Below are 18,975 nucleotides of genomic sequence, written 5' to 3' on the forward strand. Positions count from 1 at the left end.
CCCCGGGACCAATCTTTGTTGGTATGACACGACAGGTTTTTCAGCTCAATTCCAGCGGACAGGACGATGGAGATGGTCATATCTCCGTCGCCGTCGCGACGCGCCCCAAGACCAAGCGGCCGCCGCTCTACAAGGTGTTGCTGCTCAATGACGATTACACGCCCATGGAATTCGTCGTGCATGTGCTCGAACGGTTCTTTGGCATGACCCATGCCGAAGCCTTCGAAATCATGCTGACCGTTCACAAGAAGGGCGTCGCGGTGGTCGGGGTGTTCAGCCATGAAATCGCCGAAACCAAGGTCGCGCAAGTGATGGATTTCGCGCGCCAGCATCAGCATCCGCTGCAATGCACCATGGAAAAAGAATAGCCGCGTGACGGGTCTTCGACTGTCTCTTGCGCTCGACGAGTTCGGGCTGTCCCTGCCCGAGGCCGGGGCGATCGTGATCCGCAATCCCGTGCAGGGGGCCGATCTGTCGGCGCTGCCGCGCGACCGCTCGGTGGTGGTCACCGGGTTTCAGCCCGATTTTACCCATTTCGAACAGCAGGGGTTCCGCTGTGTCACTGAATGGGATGAGCCCGCCGCGCTGACGCTGGTTTGCCTGTCGCGGGCCAAGGACAAGACCCGCGCCGCCATCGCCCGCGCCAGTGCGCAAAGCGGCGTGGTGGTCGTGGACGGGGTCAAGACGGATGGGGTCGATGCGGTGCTGCGCGACTGCCGCAAGCGGGCCGATTTGTCTGGCCCGGTGAACAAGGCGCATGGCAAGCTTTTCTGGTTCGCGGGTGACGCGACGGCCTTTGCCGATTGGGCCGCCCAAGGCCCGCGCGAAGTGGCGCCGGGGCTGACCACGCTTCCGGGCGTGTTTTCCGCCGATGGGATCGATCCCGCGTCCGAGGCACTGGCCAAGGCATTGCCTGCCAAGCTCGGCCGTGACGTGGCCGATCTCGGGGCGGGCTGGGGTTACTTGTCCTCCCGCATCCTGCAGATCGAGGGAATCGAGACGGTGCATCTGGTCGAGGCCGAGCATGATGCGCTTGCCTGTGCCCGGCGCAATCTTGACGATGCGCGCGCGCAATTCCACTGGCAGGACGCGCGCAATTGGACGCCCGAGGCGCGGCTCGATGCCGTAGTGATGAACCCGCCGTTTCACACCGGCCGCACGGCCGAGCCCGAGCTGGGCCGCGACTTTATCCGGGCGGCGGCACGGCTGCTCAAACCGTCGGGGCAGCTCTGGATGGTGGCCAATCGCCACCTGCCCTATGAGACCACGCTTGGCAGCTGTTTCGGCGATGTCACGCTTGTCACCGGCGACAATCGGTTCAAGATTTTCCACGCGCGCCGCCCATCTCGCCAAGCGGGATGAATTGACCTAGGCTGCGCCGCGAAGGCACCGTAAGAGGGACGTTTTCCATGGCATTTTCACTCAGCGGCAAGACCGCGATCGTCACCGGCGGGGCCAATGGAATCGGGCTCGCCATCGGGCGGCACTTTGCCAACAAGGGCGCGAATGTGATGCTCGCCGATATGGACGAAGAGCGGCTGATCAAGGAGCTTGGCAGCCCCGAGGAGAGCGACACGCTGCGCTATTTCGCCGGCGATCTGCGCGAAAAGCTCACGCTGGCAAACCTGCTCTCGGCGACGGTGGATGCGTTTGAGACGGTCGATATTCTAGTCAATGCCTCGCGTCAGGTGGTCGAATCCGAGCCGCTCGATCCCGATGATGACGGCGTCGAGATGCTGCTACAACAAAACCTGATGACCTCGCTGCGGCTGTCGCAGATGGTGGCCAAGCGGATGATCAAGCAATCCGAGGGCCAAGAGGGCAATGGCTCGGCGGGCGCAATCGTGAACCTGTCGTCGATTGCCGCGCGTCACGCCAACCCGCGATTGATGGCCTATTCGATCTCGACCGCCGCGCTGGATCAGATGACCCGGTCGCTGGCGGTGACGCTGGCCCCGCATCGCATTCGCGTCAACGCGCTGGCCTTTGGCTCGGTGATGAGCGCGTCCTTGCAGGAGGCGCTCAAGGAGAACCCCGAGGCGCGCAAGGAGATCGAGAGCAACACCCCGGTGGGACGGATTGCCCCATCGACCGAGCTCACGGAAACGGTGCAATATCTGGCCAGCGATGCGTCAAGCTTCATGACCGGTCAGGTGGTGACGCTGGATGGCGGGCGCACATTGTTGGACCCCGTTTCAACCCCGGCACATTAAGACACGATGACCCAAGATCTTCCCGAAGAAAAATCCCGCGCCGCCGCGTGGTTCCGCGCATTGCGCGACGAGATCGTCCATGCCTTCGAAGAGGTGGAGACCCGGCATGAGGACGGACCGCGCGCGGATCAGCCTGCGGGGCGGTTCGAGCTGCGCGACACCAAACGCACGGCTGAGGACGGGTCGGACGCGGGTGGCGGCCTCATGAGCGTGATGCGCAACGGACGGGTGTTCGAAAAAGTGGGCGTCAATGTCTCGGAAGTGCATGGCACGCTGAGCCCGGCTGCGCAGAAATCCATGGCGGCGCGTGGCGTGCCGGGGATCGCGGAGAACCCGAGCTTTTGGGCGTCGGGGATTTCGCTGGTGGCGCATATGCAGAACCCGCATGTGCCCGCGGTCCATATGAACACGCGGATGTTCTGGACGCCCGGGGCTTGGTGGTTTGGCGGCGGGGCGGACCTCAACCCCTGTCTCGAATATGACGAGGACACGGCGCATTTCCACGGCACGCTGCAATCCCATCTCGACCCGCATGATCCGGCGCTTTACCCCGATCTCAAACGCTGGGCGGATGAATATTTCTATATCCCCCATCGTGGACGGGCGCGGGGCGTGGGCGGCGTTTTCATGGATGACCGAAACAGCGGTGATTGGGAGGCGGATTTCGCGCTCACCCAAGACATCGGCCGCGCCTTCTTGCCTGCCTATCTGCCGCTGGTAGAACGGCGCCGGGGTCAGGCCTGGACCGAGGCCGACAAAGAGGCGCAGCTCGTCCATCGCGGGCTCTATGCGGAATATAACCTCGTCTATGACCGGGGCACGAAATTCGGCCTGGCCACCGGGCACGACCCGGATGCGGTGCTGATGTCACTGCCGCCGCTGGCCAAGTGGGTCTGACGCACGCGCCCATCACCAGGTAAGATCAACCCAGACAAGCCGATGGCGGCTGGCGGCCTCTGCGCGCGCGGCCTCTGGCCCGGTGTTGGGCCCGGTCTTGGGCCAATGCACGCCTGAACCGGCAACCTCCCAATCGCGCGACGGCAGGATGTAATCGACGCGCATCGGTCCGGTCTGGGGCCAGTGGACGGTCGTCATCTCAGTGCCGTCGCCATGAGACGGCCTCGGGTCTTGCAGGCGCGGATCACCGAGAAGCGTCCGGATCGCGGCCTTGCGCCCCTCGCCGCGCTGCGGGTCTTGGTTGGCATCGCCCATGAGCACAAAGCGGCCCTCGGGCATCGGGCCGAGACCGTCCCCTAACCCACCGGCCAGAACATGTTGCCAAAACATGAGCTGATCATGATTACGGCGGCCGTTCCGGTCCTCGGGCCCGTCAAATACCGGCGGTCCCGCGTGAAAGGCAAAGAGGGTGATCCGCCCTTGCGGCGCTGTCACCTCAACCCGCCATTGCGCCACAGAGGCAAGCCGCAGATCGCGTAGCACAGCGGCCGGAAAGAGCGGCGCGCCCGTGTTGTCCGTAAGCAGGGCATGGGGCAGATCGGCCCAGAGAAATCCGCTCAGGTCTTGCGCCGCCGCAATCGGATAGCGGGACAAGAGAGCCATGCCGCCCTCGCCCCGGAACCGACCAAAGCCCTGCGCATCCTCAGGCTCGCCCAAGCGGCCATCACCATCGAGATCATGACCAGTGGCAAGGCCGCTATTGGGTGGCGGAGCGTAGCGATAGGGCAGGCTATGACCCGCCCGCGCGATGCGGCTCTGCAGGGCCAGAAGCGCGAGATGATCGGCGTCATGGTCGACACCTTGCAGCAAGAGGATATCTGGGGCGTGGTCCGCGATGATCTCGGCCACCGCATCTGCCTGCGCATCGCCGCGCCGCAGATCCCGGAGCAAGATCCCCGGCCCGGCGCGCGAGAGTTCGACATTCCATGTGGCGAGACGCAGCGTGTCAGCCCCTGCCCCGCCCGCCCAAAAGAGCACACTGAGCCACAGGGCAAAGGTAGTGATTAGGCGATTTGCAGCTCGGGCTCGGCCTCGGCCTTGGCATAGGCGCGCTGGCGTTTCTGACTGATCAGCCCGGCAATCCGGTACATGGCCACACCGCGCATGATCAGGCTCGCCGGAAGAAAGGCCCAGGCGCAGGTGATCCAGATCAGGTTGAGAGGCAGCAGATATCCCACTTTCTCCGCGAAATTCGTGATCAGCACGAGGCCGACCGGGATCAAGAATGGCAGGACAAACCCTAAGGAAACGTTAAGCCCGGCATCGCGCTGCAGCCGGTCCACCACATCGCCGCCGCCGGTCGGGTCAAAGAGTGGCAGGTTGAGGCAGACGTTGAACGCGCCATTGCGCACAGGCCAGCCAAAGAACAGGACCATCATCAGGAAAGTCAGCGCCATCATCATCGCGGCGGCATAGCTCACCCCGGCGGCGCTGCGCACCGCGTCGATCGATTTGGCATCCGCGCCCACCGGCATCAGGTTGGTCATCGAGCGCACGGGCGAATAGGGAAAGTCGAGCGCGTTGCCGATCACACGGCCGAGCCCCGCCGCCAGATCCGAGATCGGCGCGGCCTCTATCGGGCTGCGCGCGGTGAGCGACAAAAACAGGACCGTGGCGGCGATAAAGCCGAACTTCAGCCGGTTGTAAGGGGGCGCAAAGCGGAATTCGAGGATGCTGGTCGAGCTGCCGTTGTATTCGATAAAGACCATGATGGCCGCCACAAAGGCGGTGGCCACGACCATCTGCGATGTGTCCTCGGCCACGCCGGGGACGATCAGCGAGGGCATTGCAACCAGCAACACCATCAAGAATGCGCGCGTCAAAGCGCCAGTCAGCCGTGCTAACACTGCCATTTCCCTTCAAACTGGCCCAGCGCGGTGCATTGCCTCGCCGGTGTCCCAACTTGATGTCGCCTGTGACGGCGATATGCCTCAATTATGTCCAAATCTTGCCTTCTTTCCGCAGACGCCTCAAGACTCGGTAGAAACAAATTCAATTTTTACGGCTATTTAAGGGCGCAACTGGTGCGGGATTACATCACGCAAAGCTCGCAAATGTGGCAAGGCGCGGAGCAACCACAAGATGTAGGCAAGCGCCTCTGAGCGACCACCAAAAAGGCCACCCGAACGTGACGGGCGGCCTTAATTTCTGATTAATCTTTTTGTCCGGCCCTACCGAAACATGCGCGTTAAAGCTGTCTTCAGGACCCTTCAGAGGCCGGAAAGCCTGCCCGCGACCCTGCCAAACAAGGTCGCGGCCTGCCTTATAGCCCGGTCAGACCCAGGGGCGCTCTGCCCCAATTGTGGCCTCAAAGCTGTCGATCGCATTGGCCTTTTCCAAGGTCAGACCGATGTCATCGAGCCCTTCCATCAGACAATGCTTTTTGAACGAATCGACCTCAAAAGCAAAGCTCTCGCCATCCGACGTGGTCACGGTCTGCGCCTCGAGATCCACGGTCATCCGGGCATTCGCCCCTTTCTCCGCGTCCTTCATCAACACATCCACCTGCTCTTGCGGCAGGGCGATGGGCAGGATGCCGTTCTTGAAGCAGTTGTTGTAGAAGATATCGGCAAAGCTCGGCGCGATGACGCAGCGAATGCCGAAATCCTTGATCGCCCAAGGCGCGTGCTCGCGGCTCGACCCACAGCCGAAATTGTCGCCCGCCACGAGGATCTCCGCGTCGCGATAGGCCGGCTGGTTGAGCACGAAGTCGGGGTTCTCATTGCCCTGACGGTCATAGCGCATCTCGTCAAAGAGGTTCACACCAAGACCCGACCGCTTGATCGTCTTCAGGAACTGCTTGGGGATGATCATATCGGTGTCGATATTGACCAGCGGCATGGGCGCCGCGATGCCCGTGAGTTTTTCGAACTTTTCCATTACATCATCTCCCGCACATCGGTCAGCTTGCCGGTCACCGCAGCGGCGGCGGCCATCGCCGGGCTCATCAGATGGGTCCGGCCCTTATAGCCCTGCCGCCCCTCGAAGTTCCGGTTCGAGGTCGAGGCACAGCGTTCGCCCTCGCTGAGCTGATCGGGGTTCATGGCAAGACACATGGAACAGCCCGCAAGCCGCCATTCAAACCCGGCCTCCTTGAAGATGTCTGCAAGACCCTCTTCCTCGGCCTGTGCCCGCACGAGGCCCGAGCCCGGCACCACCATGGCGCGCAGACCTTCCTTGATCTTGCGTCCCTTGAGCACGGCGGCGGCGGCGCGCAGATCCTCGATCCGGCCATTGGTGCAAGAGCCGATAAAGACGGTGTCGATCTCGACCTCGCTGAGCGGCATGCCCGGGGTCAGCCCCATGTAGTCGAGCGACCGCTGCGCCGCACCGACCTTGCCGCCAGTGAAATCGCTGGCGCTCGGCACATTGGCGGTGATCGGCAGAACATCCTCGGGCGACGTGCCCCAGGTGACGACCGGCGCGATGTCTTCGCCCTTGATGGTCACGACCTTGTCCCAATGGGCGTCATCGTCGGAATAGAGCGTCTTCCACCAGGCCAGCGCCGCCTCCCAGGCAGCCCCTTTCGGCGCATGGGGGCGACCCATGACATAGTCATAGGTCTTTTCATCCGGCGCGATGAGACCGGCGCGCGCACCGCCTTCGATCGCCATGTTGCAGACGGTCATGCGACCTTCCATCGACAGATCGCGGATCGCTTCGCCGCAATATTCGATGACATAGCCAGTGCCGCCGGCGGTGCCGGTTTCGCCGATCACTGACAGGGTGATGTCCTTGGCGGTCACACCGGGGCGCAGCTTGCCAGTGATCTCGACCTTCATGTTCTTGGATTTCTTCTGGATCAGCGTCTGGGTGGCGAGCACATGCTCGACCTCCGAGGTGCCGATGCCATGGGCCAGCGCACCAAAGGCGCCATGGGTCGCGGTGTGGCTGTCACCACAGACCACGGTCATGCCCGGCAGGGTCCAGCCCTGCTCGGGGCCGACGATATGCACGATACCCTGACGGATGTCGCTGACCGGGTAGTAGTGGATGCCGAAATCCTTGGCGTTCTTGTCGAGCGCCTCGACCTGAATGCGGCTGTCCTCGGTCATGGTGGCCGCGTTGGCCCGGTCGAGCGTGGTCGGCACGTTGTGATCCGGCACGGCAATGGTCTTGTCCGGTGCGCGCACGCTGCGGCCCGCCATGCGCAGCCCTTCAAAGGCCTGCGGGCTCGTCACCTCGTGAACGAGATGGCGGTCGATATAAAGAAGGCAGGTGCCATCATCGGCTTCATGCGCCACATGGGCATCCCAGATTTTGTCGTAGAGCGTTTTGGGGGACATGCGTCCTCTCCCCGTATTTTGGATGGAAAACTTGCGTAATCTGTCTCGGCCCGCCTTATAGGCTGGCTAGAATCGTCAGGGTCGCACCAAAAAACCGCCAAGGCAGGCGCGCGCGATCATCCATGTCGAAAATCCGTGTCATGACAGATCAGATACAGTCTCGGCCCGAGTCTATCAAGAGCCAGCCGCTGCCCCGCGCCCCTGTTTCTTCTGGCGCAAAATATCCCGGGGTCCGGGGCAGAGCCCCGGCGCCCGCCTGCCCGCTCAATCCGGCGAGAGCATATAGCCCTCACCACGCACGGTCTGTAGGTATCGCGGCTGTTTCGGGTCGGTTTCGATCTTGCGCCGCAGCCGGGTGATCTGGACATCCACCGCGCGTTCCTGCGCCTGGCCCTTGTCGCGGCCCAGATCCTCGACAAGCTTGGCGCGGCTCACCGGCTGGCGCAGGTTGTCGGTAAAAATCCGCATGAGCTGGGTTTCGGTCGCGGTCAGCCGGATGAGCTCTTCCCCGCGCAGAAGCTCGGATCGCTCGATGTCATAGCGCGCCGCCCCGAGATTGAGGATCTTCGGCAGCACCGCATCGGGTTCCGGCTCGGGCATGCGGCGCAGAATGGCGTTGATCCGCAGCAAGAGCTCGCGCGGCTCAAAGGGTTTGGCGAGATAATCATCCGCCCCCGCCTCGAGCCCGGCAATCCGGTCGCTGGTCTCGCCCTTGGCGGTGAGCAGCAGGATCGGCGTGGCCAGCGTGGTGCGCAGATCGCGGGTCAGGCTCACCCCGTCTTCGCCGGGCATCATCACATCCATGACGATGAGATCAAATTCCAACCCGGCCAGAACCCGGCGGGCATGGGCGGCGTCGCGGGCGGCCGAGACCAGAAACCCGTGCCGCATGAGAAACTTGCGCAGAAGTTCGCGGATACGTTCGTCATCATCGACGATGAGAAGATGGGGGGCGGGATCGCTCATGTGCCGGCCTCGCGGATCGCGTGGTAGCGGCGGCGCATGTCGCTGTCCATCATCGCCTCGAGCACCTGACGAAAGCCGGTGACGGCGTCGGGCCCGGCGGCGCGAAAGGCGGCGCGCATCCGGGCGCGCTGGGCATCGCTGAGCTTGCGCTCGAGCGTCTCGCCCTCCTCGGTGAGATAAAGATGACGTTCGCGTTTGTCGCGGGTGCCGACGCGGCTCTCGACTAGACCATCCTCGATCAAGGTGCGCAGCACCCGGTTGAGCGACTGTTTGGTCACGCCGAGAATCGCCAGCAGATTGTTGACCGTGGTGCCCGGGCTGCGCGCAATGAAATGGATCGCACGGTGATGGGCGCGGCCATAGGCCAAGGTTTCGAGAATGCGGTCGGGGTCCGCGGTGAAGCCGCGATACGCAAAGAACATTGCCTCGATCCCCTGACGCAATTGCTCATCCGTCAAAAACAGCAGCGCTTCGCCGCCCTTCACCTCTGCCATCACAGCCCCTCACCCCGTCATTACCTTTTACAGGTTAAGTCAGCTTTGTTGACACTCCAAGAGCAAACTGGTAGCGATTCGCAGTTTCCGCGCAACTTTATGCCCGATACGGACATATTTAGCGCAACAATCGCAAAGATCGGCTGAAGGGATCGAAACAATGGCTGGCTATGATGACCGCGACGGCAAAATCTGGATGGATGGTGAACTCACCGATTGGCGTGGGGCCAATGTCCATATCCTGACCCACGCATTGCATTATGCCAGCTCGGTATTCGAGGGCGAACGCGCCTATAATGGCAAGATCTTCAAAAGCCGCGAACATTCCGAGCGTCTGCATTTCTCGGCGGGCGAGCTCGATTTCAAAATCCCCTATTCGGTGGATGAAATTGAGGCCGCGAAACAGGCCGTTCTCGAGGCCAACGGCTTTACCGATGCCTATGTGCGCGCGGTGGCTTGGCGCGGCGCAGGCGAGGACATGGGTGTCGCCTCGGCGCGCAACCCGGTGCATCTCGCCATCGCGGCCTGGGAATGGGGCGCCTATTACGGCGATGCCAAGATGAAGGGCGCCAAGCTCGACATCTCGAAATGGAAACGCCCGAGCCCCGAGACGATCCCGGTCCATGCCAAGGCGGCAGGTCTCTACATGATCTGCACCACGTCGAAACACGCGGCCGAGGCCAAGGGCTGTTCGGATGCGCTCTTCATGGATTATCGCGGCTATGTGGCCGAGGCGACCGGCGCCAATATCTTCTTCGTCAAGGATGGCGAGGTGCACACGCCGAAACCCGATTGTTTCCTCAACGGGCTGACCCGTCAGACCGTGATCGGCATGCTCAAGGATCGCCAGATCAAGGTGCATGAGCGCCACATCATGCCCGAAGAGATGGAAGGGTTCGAGCAGTGCTGGCTCACCGGGACCGCCGCCGAGGTGACACCCGTGGGGCAGATCGGCGACTATACGTTCGAGGTCGGCGCGCTCACCCGCGAGATCGCGGAAGCCTATGAAAAGCTGGTGCGCAGCTAAGCTCTCATCGCGTCTGAACAACCAACGAGGCCCGGTGGAGACACCGGGCCTTTTGCGTATCTGGTTCCCTGTCTGGGCGTCTCTGCCCCGCCGCCCCCGACTGTCACGGAAGTTTTGCCAAAGTTTCAACTTCCATTTGGCCCGCGGTTACAAAGCGCCGCGATCGTCCGCGCTACCCACTCACCCGATTTTCGCGAGGACCTCATGACCAAGCTCATCCGCCCCACCCGCCGTGCCGTATTGGCCTCTGGCACCGCCTTTGCCGCCATGCTGGCCGCACCGTCGATCAGCCGCGCCAATGCGCGCCCCGTCTTTACCCATGGTGTTCAGTCCGGCGATGTCGATGCCAGCTCGGGCATGATCTGGACGCGCACCGACCGGCCGGCCCGGGTGATGATGGAGGTCTCCACCACCGAGAGCTTTGCCAATGCGCGGCGTCTGACCTCGCTCGATGCGCTGCCGTCGAGCGACCTGACGATCAAGCGTCTGGTGGACGGGCTGCCAGCGGATCAGGATATTTTCTACCGCTTCACCGCCCATGATCTGTCGGACATCAACGCGGTGAGCGAGCCGCTGGTCGGGCAGTTCCGCACCGCCCCCACCGCGCGGCGCAACATCCGCTTTGCCTGGTCCGGTGACACCGCCGGTCAGGGCTGGGGCATCGACGATCAGGGCATGGCCACCTATGCGACCATGGCGAGCCATCGCCCTGATTTCTTTATCCATTCCGGCGACACGATCTATGCCGATGGGCCGATGCAGGACGAGGTCGAGAAGGACGGTCAGGTGATCTGGAAGAACGCCGTTCTGACCGATGACAAGCGCAAGGTGGCCGAGAGCCTCGACGAGTTCCGCGGCCAGTGGAAATACAACATGATGGACGAGCATGTGCGCGCGATGAACGCCGTGGTGCCGACCTATTACCAGTGGGACGATCACGAGGTGGTCAACAACTGGTCGTCGTCGCGCAGCCTGATGGAAGACGACCGTTACAGCGAGAAATCGGTCTTTAACCTGCAGGCCCGGGCGACCCGCGCCTTTCACGAAATGACCCCGCTGCGCATCACCCCCGAAGAGCCTAACCGCGTGTATCGCAAGGTTTCTTATGGTCCGATGCTTGATATTTTCTTCCTTGATATGCGGAGCTATCGGGGGCCGAACAGTGACAATCTGCAGACCGAGATGTCGGATGAGACGCGCATTCTCGGGGTGGATCAGGTGGCTTGGCTCAAGCGCGAGCTGACCCGGTCTAACGCCACATGGAAGGTCATTGCCTCGGACATGCCGATCGGTCTTGTTGTCGGTGGCGGCCAGGAGGCCGTGGGCAATGGCGATGATGGTGCGGCCAAGGGGCGGGAGCTCGAGATCGCGGATCTGCTGCGCTTCATCAAGAATGCCGATGTGAAGAACACCGTCTGGCTCACCGCCGATGTGCATTACACCGCCGCGCATCACTATAGCCCGGATCGTGCGCAATTTCAGGAGTTTGCGCCGTTCTGGGAGTTCGTGTCGGGGCCGCTTCATGCGGGGACCTTCGGGCCGAACCCGCTCGACATGACCTTTGGGCCGGAGGTGAAATTCATCAGCGCGCCGAGCGAGGAGCAGGGGCAGAACCTGCCGCCGTCGGCCGGGTTGCAGTTCTTTGGGCTGGTCGATCTCGATGCCCAGACGCAGCAGATGACCGTGCGGTTGATGGACCGGGCGGACAAGGAGCTTTGGAAAATCACGCTCGATCCCGAGGTCGCCGCGTTCTGATCAGCGCCCCCCCAGACAGCGAAAGGGCGGCCCGGAGGCCGCCCTTTTTGCATGTCGGTAACGCGTCGGTATTACGACGGTAAGACGACTGTCAGCCTGGCGACATGCCGCGCAGCCGTTCCGAGCGGCGGCGGAGCAGTTCGACGGTGGTCAGGAGCGCGATGGAAATCACCACGAGGATCGTCGCCACGGCAAGGATCGTCGGGCTGATCTGTTCGCGCAGACCGGTGAACATTTGCCACGGCAGGGTCTTCTGGCTCGCCGAGCCGACGAAGAGCACCACGACCACCTCATCAAAGGAGGTGATGAAGGCAAAGAGGCCGCCCGAGATCACGCCGGGCAGGATGAGCGGCATCTGCACCCGGAAGAAGGTGGTCACCGGGTTCGCGCCCATATTGGCCGCGGCCCGGGTCAGCGAGCGGTCAAAGCCCACCAGCGTCGCGGTCACGGTGATGATCACGAAGGGAATGCCGAGAACGGCATGGGCGAGGATCACTTTGACATAACCCACGAAGTTCTTGCCGAGACCGACGGTGCCTTCGAGGAAGTTGCCGATGTCGGAGTAGAAGAAGAACATGCCGGTGGCCGAGATGATCAGCGGCACGATCATCGGCGAGATCAGGATCGCCATGATGGCGCGACGGCCGGGCACATGGCTCTGGCTCAGGCCGATGGCGGCGAGGGTGCCGAGGCTCACCGAGATGATCGTGGCGATGGGCGCGATGATCAGCGAGTTCTTGAAGCTGCGCTGCCATTCATTGTTGGTGAAGAAGTCGCGGTAATGTTTGAGGCTGTAGCCATCGGGATCGAGGCGGAGCATTTCCGGGGTGAAGGTAAAGAAATCCTCGGCGTTGAAGCTCAGCGGCATGACCACGATGATCGGCGTGATCAGGAAGATGAAGATCGCGCCACAGATCACCCGGAAGGTATAGTGCCAGAGCACCTGTTTGGCGGTGGCATAGGGCGGCAGCTTGGCCCGGTAGCGGCCCTCATAGAGCCAGAAGATGAACCAGCCGAAGAACCAGCCGACAAAGATGCCGACGAGCATCAAGGGCAGCCCGCCAAAGAGCGAGCCGAGCAGGATGAAAAGACCGACGGTCAGCCAGCGGGCCAGCGCCTCATTGTCAAAGCGCGGCAGGATCAGCGCCAGCACCGCGAGCAGCGCGCCACCCGCGAGGATGCCGATGGCGCCAGAGCCATTGGCGGTGCCGACAAAGAGGCCGAGGAGCCCGCCCACCGCCGCCGTTGTGGCGGCGACGAAGCTGAGGGGTTTGCGGGAAATGGTTGTCAGTTTCATATCGCTTACCCCAGCTTCACGTTGTCGATGCCGACAATCTTGTCATAGGCCCAGTAGAGCAGCAGCACCACGATCAGCAGGATCGTCCCCAGCGCCGCCGCCAAGCCCCAGTTGAGCGAGCTCGAGATGTGGTAGGCGATCCGGTTCGAGATAAAGACACCCTTGGTGCCGCCGACGATCTCGGGCGTGATGTAATAGCCGATGGACAGGATGAAGACGAGGATCGAGCCCGCGCCGATGCCCGGCACGGTCTGTGGGAAATAGACCCGCCAGAAGGCCGTCCAGTTGGTTGCGCCAAGGCTCTTGGCGGCGCGCAGATAGCTCGGCTGGATGGTCTGCATCACCGAATACATCGGCAGGATCATGAAGGGCAGCAGGATATGCGTCATGGCGATGATCGTGCCGGTCTGGTTGTTGATCAGCACCAGCCGGTCGGCGTCGTTTACCATGCCGAGCCAGACGAGCACCTCGTTGATGACGCCCTGTTGTTGCAGCATCACCTTCCAGGCCGAGGTCCGCACCAGAAGCGAGGTCCAGAAGGGCAAGAGCACGAGGATCATCAGCAGGTTGGCCGAGCGCATCGGCAGGTTGGCGAGGATCCAGGCCACCGGATAGCCGAGCAGGATGCAGGACCCGGTGATGATCAGCGACATGATCAGCGTGCGGATGAAGAGCTTGACCAGGATACGTTTGTCCTCGGGCTGGGCCTGCGCGCCCTCGGGCGTTTTGCGCATGTCCACCGCGTTGAGGAAATAGCCGCTGGTGTAGGGCGCGGCATGGGTCTGGATCGTGCGCCATGTGGCGACATTGGCCCAGTCCTTGTCGATATCGGCGAAGATCGCGGCAAAATCGGGGGCGGTTGCCGCGCCGCTCGCGGCCAGCGCCTTGAGCCGGTCGGCCTCGGGGCCGGAATAGCCGGTGACATCCGTTGCGGCGAGATCGGCGGCGAGCGCCACATAGACCGATTCAATCGGCTTGGCCTTGGCCATGTCCTTTTCGTCGACCAGTTCGGTCATCACCGCAAAGGCGGTATAGGTGCGCGCGGTGAGCGGCAGCAGTTCGGAAATCTCGGTGCTTGGCGCGAACTCCGGCAGGCCGGGAAGGCGGGTGTCGTCGAGACGGGCGAGACGGGCCTTTTGCGCCTTGACCAGAGCGGTGTCGCGGTCGGCAGAGGGATCGCCTGTCATCAGGCTCAGCCATGTGGCGGAATCGGTCCAGCCGTCATCGACGCCCTGAAAAGCCTTGCGATAGTCCTTGCCCGGATCGTCGAGCTTGCGCCCCGACTGCCGGAAGAGCGAGGACATGCCGGTGCTTTCATAGTTCAGCCGTGTGCCGAGGCGGGTGTGCCGCTTGAGCTCGGCGGCGAGGAACATATCGAAATAGAGCGCCTGATAGACCGGTTCGCCGGGCAATTGGTCGGTGGTGCCATCCCACTGCGCGAGCTGTTCGGTGGTATAGGGCAGCGTGTTTTCGACGATCTCGTTCTCGACCGAGCGGAACAGCATCGACACGATCGGCACGATGAAGGACAGCAGCACAAAGACCAGCAGCGGCGCGATCAGCATCAGCGCGCGCATCTTCTGCATGCGCAGGGCGCGGGCCAGGCTGCGCTTTAGCGGGGTGCCGTCGGCGGCCAGCACCGGGCCGCTCTTGGCCACCTTCAGCCCGTCGTCGGGTGTGGGGCCGCGCTTGGCGGTGGTGGCATCACTTGCATCACTCATCTCAGGTCCCCTCGACCAGTGTGATTACGCTCGTGGCGGTGCGCTTGCGGATCTCGGCCACCTGTTGATAGGCGGGATCATTATACGCGGCGCGCGCGGCCTCGTAGCTTGGAAATTCGATCACGACATGACGGTCTTCGGTCTGACCTTCGGGCGTTTCCGAGGCCCCGCCCCGGACGATGAACCGGCCCCCCATTCCTTGGAGGATTGGCGTGTCCCGGTCGACATACTCTTGGTAGGCCTCGGGATCGTGCACGGTGATATGGCCGATAATATAGCCCTTGGGCATGGTCTGCGGTCGTCCCTGTCATGCGGCGCGGGCCATGCGTGCAGCCCGTGCTCTTTTGGGTGGTGGATGGGGGCGCGGCAGGCGCGCCCCCGACCCTATCTTATTGTGCGAGCCAGGCTTGGAACTTGGCGTCGATGTCGTCGCGATAGTCAGCCCAGAACTCGTAGTTGTAGAGGAACGTGTTCTTGGCGTTGTTGGGATCGGTCGGCATATGGGGTGCCATGTCGATGCCCAGCTCCGCGTGCTGACCCACCAGCGGTGCCGAGGACTTACGCGCCGGACCGTAGGAGATGTATTTCGCCTGATCGGCGAGACGCTGCGTATCGGTCGCGAACATGATGTAGTCCAGCGCCTGCTGTTTGCGCTCTTCGCTCAGGCCGGCGGGGATGATCCAGCCGTCGAGATCGAACACCTGCGCGTCCCAGAGCATGGCGACGGGCTGTTTCTGCTCTTCGATCACGCTGAACAGACGGCCGTTATAGGTCGAGCCCATGACAACTTCGCCATCGGCGAGAAGCTGCGGCGTGTCGGCACCGGCGGACCACCAGATGACGCTGTCCTTGATGGTGTCGAGCTTGGCGAGGGCCTGATCCTGACCTTCGTCGGTGGCGAGAACGTCATAGACGTCATCCTTGGCCACGCCGTCGCAGAGCAGCGCCCATTCCATGTTGTTGATCGGGCGTTTCTCGAGGCTGCGCTTGCCGGGATAGGCTTCCAGGTCGAACACGTCGCAGATGTCATCCGGGGGCGTGTCGCCGACCATATCGGTGCGATAGCCGAAGGTGGTCGAGTAGACGATCTGCGGGATGAAGCAATCGCCCACCAGCAGGTCGCCGAAATCCTCGGAGGCCGGGGTGCCATCGGGGGCGGCGGCGAGATGCTCGTCCGGGTCGATTTCCATCGCCAGACCTTCGTCGCACAGGCGCAGCGCGTCGGCGGCGACAACGTCGACCACATCCCAGGTGATGTTGCCGGCTTCGTTCATGGCGCGCAGCTTGGCCACGGCTTCGTTCGAGCTGTCATCGTTGATGATCTTGACGCCGGTCTTTTCCATATAGGGTTCGTGATAGGCGTTTTGCTGCGATTTGGAGTAGGCCCCACCCCAAGACACGATGGTCATTTCCTGAGCCGAAGCGGCCCCTGCGGCAACGGTCAGGGCCGTCGTCGTCAGAAGAGTTTTGGTCAAAGTCATTCAAATTCTCCCTAAGTCTACCCGTTGTTTTTTTCAGGGATCCTGGTCACGGGTTTCGACCCAAATCCCCTGTTTCGCCACACCCCGGGCGGAGTGCGGGAAAGCCTTTGATCATGCGTCCAGAGCGCGACAATCCTGCGGCAGCCAGCCGATTTCGATCTGTTCGCCGGGCGAGAGGCGGCGCTGGTCGGGGGCGTTGCGGGTCTTGATGATAAATTCATCATTGCCCGCCACACGCAGACGCGTGCGGAAGATGTCGCCCATGTAGATGAATTCGAGCACCTCGGCCTTGAGCGTATGCGCCCCCGGCTTGAGCCGTTCGGGGTTGTATTCGACGCGCTCGGGACGGATCGAGACGCGGGTGCGATCGCCCACTGCGGTGACGTTCACCGGCTTGCAGTCGATCAGCTCGCCACCGTCAAGCTGAACCAGCGCCTCTTCGCCGCGGATCTCCTTGACGACGCCGAGCATCGTGTTGTTTTCACCGATAAATTGCGCAACGAAGCTGTTTTCCGGCTCTTCATAGAGCAGGTCTGGCGGGGCCAGCTGCTGAATGCGGCCATCGTCGAAAACGGCGACGCGGTCGGACATGGTGAGCGCCTCGGTCTGGTCATGGGTCACATAGACCGTGGTGATGCCGAGACGGTGCGCGAGGTCGGTGATTTCGAACTGCATCTTCTCGCGCAGCTGCTTGTCCAGCGCGCCGAGAGGTTCGTCCATGAGGACCAGTTCGGGTTCAAACACCAGGGCGCGGGCCAGAGCGATTCGCTGTTGCTGGCCGCCGGAGAGCTGGGCCGGGCGACGGCCGCCAAAGGCGCCCATTTCGACCATATCCAGCGCATGTTGAACTTTTTTCTCGCGTTCTGACTTGCCAATTTTGCGGACCTCGAGCGGGAAGCTCAGGTTCTCGGCAATGGTCATATGCGGGAACAGGGCGTAGTTCTGAAACACCATGCCGATGCCGCGTTTGTGCGGCGGGATGTTGTTGATCGACGTGCCACCGAGACGGATGTCGCCATGGGTCGCGGTTTCGAACCCGGCAAGCATCATCAGGCAGGTGGTTTTGCCCGACCCGGAGGGCCCCAGCATTGTCAGAAACTCGCCTTTCGGCATGGAGAGGTTCAGGTCTTTGACGACCAGATTTTCCCCATCATAACTTTTCTGCACCCGTTCGAATTCGACGAATGCCTCACCCGTTGTACTATCGGCCAAATCTGGCTCCCTGTTTTTTATCAGTCACAGTTTCTCTGTGTTCAAATGAAACTAAAACGCGAATGGGGCTAGGATGCAAGCGGAGTGCGACGAAAATCTGGGAAGTTGCGACACGCCACCCGCCAAGAGGCTGTGCAGGCGCAGAAAACTAGCGCCCAGATTGCAATCGCACGGTTTGGCAGCAGAGAAAAAACGCTAGGCCTGAGCCGGGGTTTCGGCCAGCATCCGGGCAAAGACCACCTGCCCGGAGCCAAATCCCATGATTCGAAAATCCGTCCCCTTCGCCTTGGATGAATATGACCGCCGCCTCGCCAAGACGCGGGCCGCGATGGAAGATGCGGGGCTGGATATCCTGTTCGTGACGGACCCGTCGAACCAGCATTGGCTCACCGGGTATGACGGCTGGTCTTTCTATGTGCATCAAGGGGTTATCGTGCTGCCGGATCATGATCCGATCTGGTGGGGACGGCGGCAGGACGCCAATGGGGCGCTGCGCACGGTGTGGATGGATGACAGCAAGGTGCGCGGCTATGCGGACCATTTCGTGCAATCTACGGTGCGCCATCCGATGCAGGATCTGGCGGCGTTTCTCGACGATCTGGGGCGCGGATCGGCGCGGATCGGGGTCGAGATGGACAATTACTATTTCTCGGCCAAGGCCTATGAGGTGCTCAAGGCCGAGCTGCCGAATGCGCGGTTTGCCGATGCCACGGCGCTGGTCAATTGGCAGCGGGCGATCAAGTCGGATGTGGAGTTGGAATTCATCCGCAAGGCGGCAAAAATTTCCGAAAAGATCGTCGATGGGGTGATGGAACGGGTCGAGCCGGGCATCCCCAAGAACGAGATCGTCGCCGAGATTTACCGCGATGCAATCCATGGCACGCCGGATGCCTGGGGCGATTACCCGGCGATTGTGCCGCTGTTGCCCTCGGGCAGTGACGCGGCGGCGCCGCATCTCACCTGGGATGGCCGGCCCTTTGCCGAAGGTGAGGCGACTTTCTTTGAAATCTCAGGCTGTTACCGGCGTTATCACGCGCCGTTCTGCCGCACGCTGTTCCTTGGAAAACCGGATGATACGATCCTGCGCGCCGAGGCGGCGCTGGTCGAAGGGCTGGAGGCCGGGCTCGAGATGGCGCGGGCGGGAAACCGGGCCTGCGACATCGCCAATGCGCTGGCGGCGCCGCTGGAGCGGGCGGGGATCGAGCGCGGGGCGCGCTGTGGCTATCCGATCGGGCTCAGCTATCCGCCGGATTGGGGCGAGCGGACGATTTCGCTGCGCTCTGAGGATGAGACCGTTCTTGAACCGGGGATGACCTTTCATTTCATGCCCGGCCTGTGGATGAGCGAATGGGGGCTCGAGATCACCGAATCCATCCTCATCAAGGAGGAAGGGCCGGCGGAATGTTTCTGTGACCGGCCGCGCAAGCTCTTTGTGAAGTGAGCGCGTTAAGAATTAGGGGTTTGGCGGATGTCCGGGGGTTCGGCATCGCGTCGGTATTACGTCGGTATTGCGACAGTCTGGATTTGCCCGAAATTTGAGCAAAGCCCCGTTTGAAAAGACAGCGC

At 62.2% G+C, this 18,975-nt stretch carries 18 protein-coding genes; 7 read left to right on the forward strand and 11 right to left on the reverse strand.

Annotation, left to right across the window (positions count from 1 at the left end):
- Positions 1-23 precede the first annotated feature (23 nt).
- Genes clpS through hemF form a run of 4 tightly spaced genes read left to right on the forward strand, consistent with a single transcriptional unit; the run spans position 24 to position 3,110 of the window.
- Positions 24-368 carry an ATP-dependent Clp protease adapter ClpS gene (gene clpS, locus WA237_RS17610; RefSeq protein WP_009813616.1) on the forward strand — a complete coding sequence of 115 codons (345 nt, stop codon included), beginning with the start codon at positions 24-26 and terminating at the stop codon, positions 366-368.
- A 4-nt stretch (positions 369-372) separates the two neighbouring features.
- Positions 373-1,362 (forward strand): class I SAM-dependent methyltransferase, encoded by a 990-nt coding sequence (locus WA237_RS17615; RefSeq protein WP_336099221.1) that lies wholly within the window; start codon positions 373-375, stop codon positions 1,360-1,362.
- 47 nt (positions 1,363-1,409) lie between these two features.
- Positions 1,410-2,213, forward strand: a complete 804-nt coding sequence (locus WA237_RS17620; RefSeq protein ID WP_009813614.1) for an SDR family NAD(P)-dependent oxidoreductase — start codon at positions 1,410-1,412, stop codon at positions 2,211-2,213.
- A gap of 6 nt (positions 2,214-2,219) precedes the next feature.
- Entirely contained in the window at positions 2,220-3,110 is an 891-nt protein-coding gene (hemF, locus tag WA237_RS17625) for an oxygen-dependent coproporphyrinogen oxidase (protein ID WP_336099223.1), read from the forward strand.
- Positions 3,111-3,122: 12 nt separating this feature from the next.
- Here the strand turns inward: hemF and WA237_RS17630 are convergent, their stop codons facing one another.
- From WA237_RS17630 to WA237_RS17655, 6 genes are all read right to left on the reverse strand, one after another.
- Positions 3,123-4,148, reverse strand: a complete 1,026-nt coding sequence (locus tag WA237_RS17630) for an endonuclease/exonuclease/phosphatase family protein (protein ID WP_336099224.1) — start codon at positions 4,146-4,148, stop codon at positions 3,123-3,125.
- Between the two features lie 26 nt (positions 4,149-4,174).
- Positions 4,175-4,975, reverse strand: coding sequence for a hypothetical protein (locus WA237_RS17635; RefSeq protein ID WP_336099226.1), 801 nt, complete (start codon positions 4,973-4,975; stop codon positions 4,175-4,177).
- A 469-nt stretch (positions 4,976-5,444) separates the two neighbouring features.
- Entirely contained in the window at positions 5,445-6,050 is a 606-nt protein-coding gene (leuD, locus tag WA237_RS17640) for a 3-isopropylmalate dehydratase small subunit (protein ID WP_336099227.1), read from the reverse strand.
- Positions 6,050-7,456, reverse strand: coding sequence for a 3-isopropylmalate dehydratase large subunit (gene leuC, locus WA237_RS17645; protein ID WP_336099229.1), 1,407 nt, complete (start codon positions 7,454-7,456; stop codon positions 6,050-6,052). Before leuC ends, leuD begins: the two co-directional genes overlap by 1 nt.
- Before the next feature lie 264 nt (positions 7,457-7,720).
- Positions 7,721-8,422: a response regulator gene (locus tag WA237_RS17650; protein WP_216016054.1), complete on the reverse strand. Its 702-nt coding sequence runs from the start codon at positions 8,420-8,422 to the stop codon at positions 7,721-7,723.
- Complete coding sequence (locus WA237_RS17655) at positions 8,419-8,916, reverse strand: MarR family winged helix-turn-helix transcriptional regulator (protein WP_216016053.1); 498 nt, start codon at positions 8,914-8,916, stop codon at positions 8,419-8,421. The genes WA237_RS17650 and WA237_RS17655 overlap by 4 nt, the downstream gene beginning before the upstream one ends.
- Positions 8,917-9,076: 160 nt before the next feature.
- Here WA237_RS17655 and WA237_RS17660 point away from each other — a divergent pair, with 160 nt between their 5' ends.
- On the forward strand, positions 9,077-9,943 hold the full coding sequence (locus tag WA237_RS17660) for a branched-chain amino acid aminotransferase (RefSeq protein WP_009813606.1): 867 nt from the start codon (positions 9,077-9,079) through the stop codon (positions 9,941-9,943).
- A gap of 204 nt (positions 9,944-10,147) precedes the next feature.
- On the forward strand, positions 10,148-11,698 hold the full coding sequence (locus tag WA237_RS17665) for an alkaline phosphatase D family protein (protein ID WP_336099234.1): 1,551 nt from the start codon (positions 10,148-10,150) through the stop codon (positions 11,696-11,698).
- 91 nt (positions 11,699-11,789) lie between these two features.
- Here WA237_RS17665 and WA237_RS17670 read toward each other — a convergent pair whose 3' ends face one another.
- The 5 genes from WA237_RS17670 to WA237_RS17690 form a co-directional block, all read right to left on the reverse strand.
- Positions 11,790-12,995, reverse strand: coding sequence for an ABC transporter permease (locus WA237_RS17670; protein WP_336099236.1), 1,206 nt, complete (start codon positions 12,993-12,995; stop codon positions 11,790-11,792).
- A gap of 5 nt (positions 12,996-13,000) precedes the next feature.
- A complete protein-coding gene (locus tag WA237_RS17675; RefSeq protein ID WP_336099237.1) occupies positions 13,001-14,716 on the reverse strand; it encodes an ABC transporter permease in 1,716 nt (571 codons plus the stop codon).
- A gap of 1 nt (position 14,717) precedes the next feature.
- A complete protein-coding gene (locus tag WA237_RS17680) occupies positions 14,718-15,005 on the reverse strand; it encodes a DUF1330 domain-containing protein (RefSeq protein WP_336099238.1) in 288 nt (95 codons plus the stop codon).
- Positions 15,006-15,105: 100 nt separating this feature from the next.
- A complete protein-coding gene (locus tag WA237_RS17685) occupies positions 15,106-16,197 on the reverse strand; it encodes an extracellular solute-binding protein (RefSeq protein WP_336099239.1) in 1,092 nt (363 codons plus the stop codon).
- A gap of 111 nt (positions 16,198-16,308) precedes the next feature.
- Positions 16,309-17,409: an ABC transporter ATP-binding protein gene (locus WA237_RS17690; RefSeq protein WP_009813600.1), complete on the reverse strand. Its 1,101-nt coding sequence runs from the start codon at positions 17,407-17,409 to the stop codon at positions 16,309-16,311.
- Positions 17,410-17,668: 259 nt separating this feature from the next.
- Here WA237_RS17690 and WA237_RS17695 point away from each other — a divergent pair, with 259 nt between their 5' ends.
- Positions 17,669-18,850 carry a M24 family metallopeptidase gene (locus WA237_RS17695; RefSeq protein WP_009813599.1) on the forward strand — a complete coding sequence of 394 codons (1,182 nt, stop codon included), beginning with the start codon at positions 17,669-17,671 and terminating at the stop codon, positions 18,848-18,850.
- The last annotated feature ends 125 nt before the right edge of the window (positions 18,851-18,975 follow it).

It is taken from the genome of Roseovarius sp. CH_XMU1461, assembly GCF_037027165.1.
Lineage (GTDB): Bacteria > Pseudomonadota > Alphaproteobacteria > Rhodobacterales > Rhodobacteraceae > Roseovarius > Roseovarius nubinhibens.

Excerpts from the sequence above, each read along its gene's own strand:
- clpS (WP_009813616.1), top strand. The coding sequence starts at position 24 with ATGACACGACAGGTTTTTCAGCTCAATTCCAGCGGACAGGACGATGGA.
- WA237_RS17620 (WP_009813614.1), top strand. The coding sequence starts at position 1,410 with ATGGCATTTTCACTCAGCGGCAAGACCGCGATCGTCACCGGCGGGGCC.
- hemF (WP_336099223.1), top strand. The coding sequence starts at position 2,220 with ATGACCCAAGATCTTCCCGAAGAAAAATCCCGCGCCGCCGCGTGGTTC.
- WA237_RS17635 (WP_336099226.1), bottom strand. The coding sequence starts at position 4,975 with ATGGTGTTGCTGGTTGCAATGCCCTCGCTGATCGTCCCCGGCGTGGCC.
- leuD (WP_336099227.1), bottom strand. The coding sequence starts at position 6,050 with ATGGAAAAGTTCGAAAAACTCACGGGCATCGCGGCGCCCATGCCGCTG.
- leuC (WP_336099229.1), bottom strand. The coding sequence starts at position 7,456 with ATGTCCCCCAAAACGCTCTACGACAAAATCTGGGATGCCCATGTGGCG.
- WA237_RS17650 (WP_216016054.1), bottom strand. The coding sequence starts at position 8,422 with ATGAGCGATCCCGCCCCCCATCTTCTCATCGTCGATGATGACGAACGT.
- WA237_RS17655 (WP_216016053.1), bottom strand. The coding sequence starts at position 8,916 with ATGGCAGAGGTGAAGGGCGGCGAAGCGCTGCTGTTTTTGACGGATGAG.
- WA237_RS17660 (WP_009813606.1), top strand. The coding sequence starts at position 9,077 with ATGGCTGGCTATGATGACCGCGACGGCAAAATCTGGATGGATGGTGAA.
- WA237_RS17665 (WP_336099234.1), top strand. The coding sequence starts at position 10,148 with ATGACCAAGCTCATCCGCCCCACCCGCCGTGCCGTATTGGCCTCTGGC.
- WA237_RS17670 (WP_336099236.1), bottom strand. The coding sequence starts at position 12,995 with ATGAAACTGACAACCATTTCCCGCAAACCCCTCAGCTTCGTCGCCGCC.
- WA237_RS17675 (WP_336099237.1), bottom strand. The coding sequence starts at position 14,716 with ATGAGTGATGCAAGTGATGCCACCACCGCCAAGCGCGGCCCCACACCC.
- WA237_RS17680 (WP_336099238.1), bottom strand. The coding sequence starts at position 15,005 with ATGCCCAAGGGCTATATTATCGGCCATATCACCGTGCACGATCCCGAG.
- WA237_RS17685 (WP_336099239.1), bottom strand. The coding sequence starts at position 16,197 with ATGACTTTGACCAAAACTCTTCTGACGACGACGGCCCTGACCGTTGCC.
- WA237_RS17695 (WP_009813599.1), top strand. The coding sequence starts at position 17,669 with ATGATTCGAAAATCCGTCCCCTTCGCCTTGGATGAATATGACCGCCGC.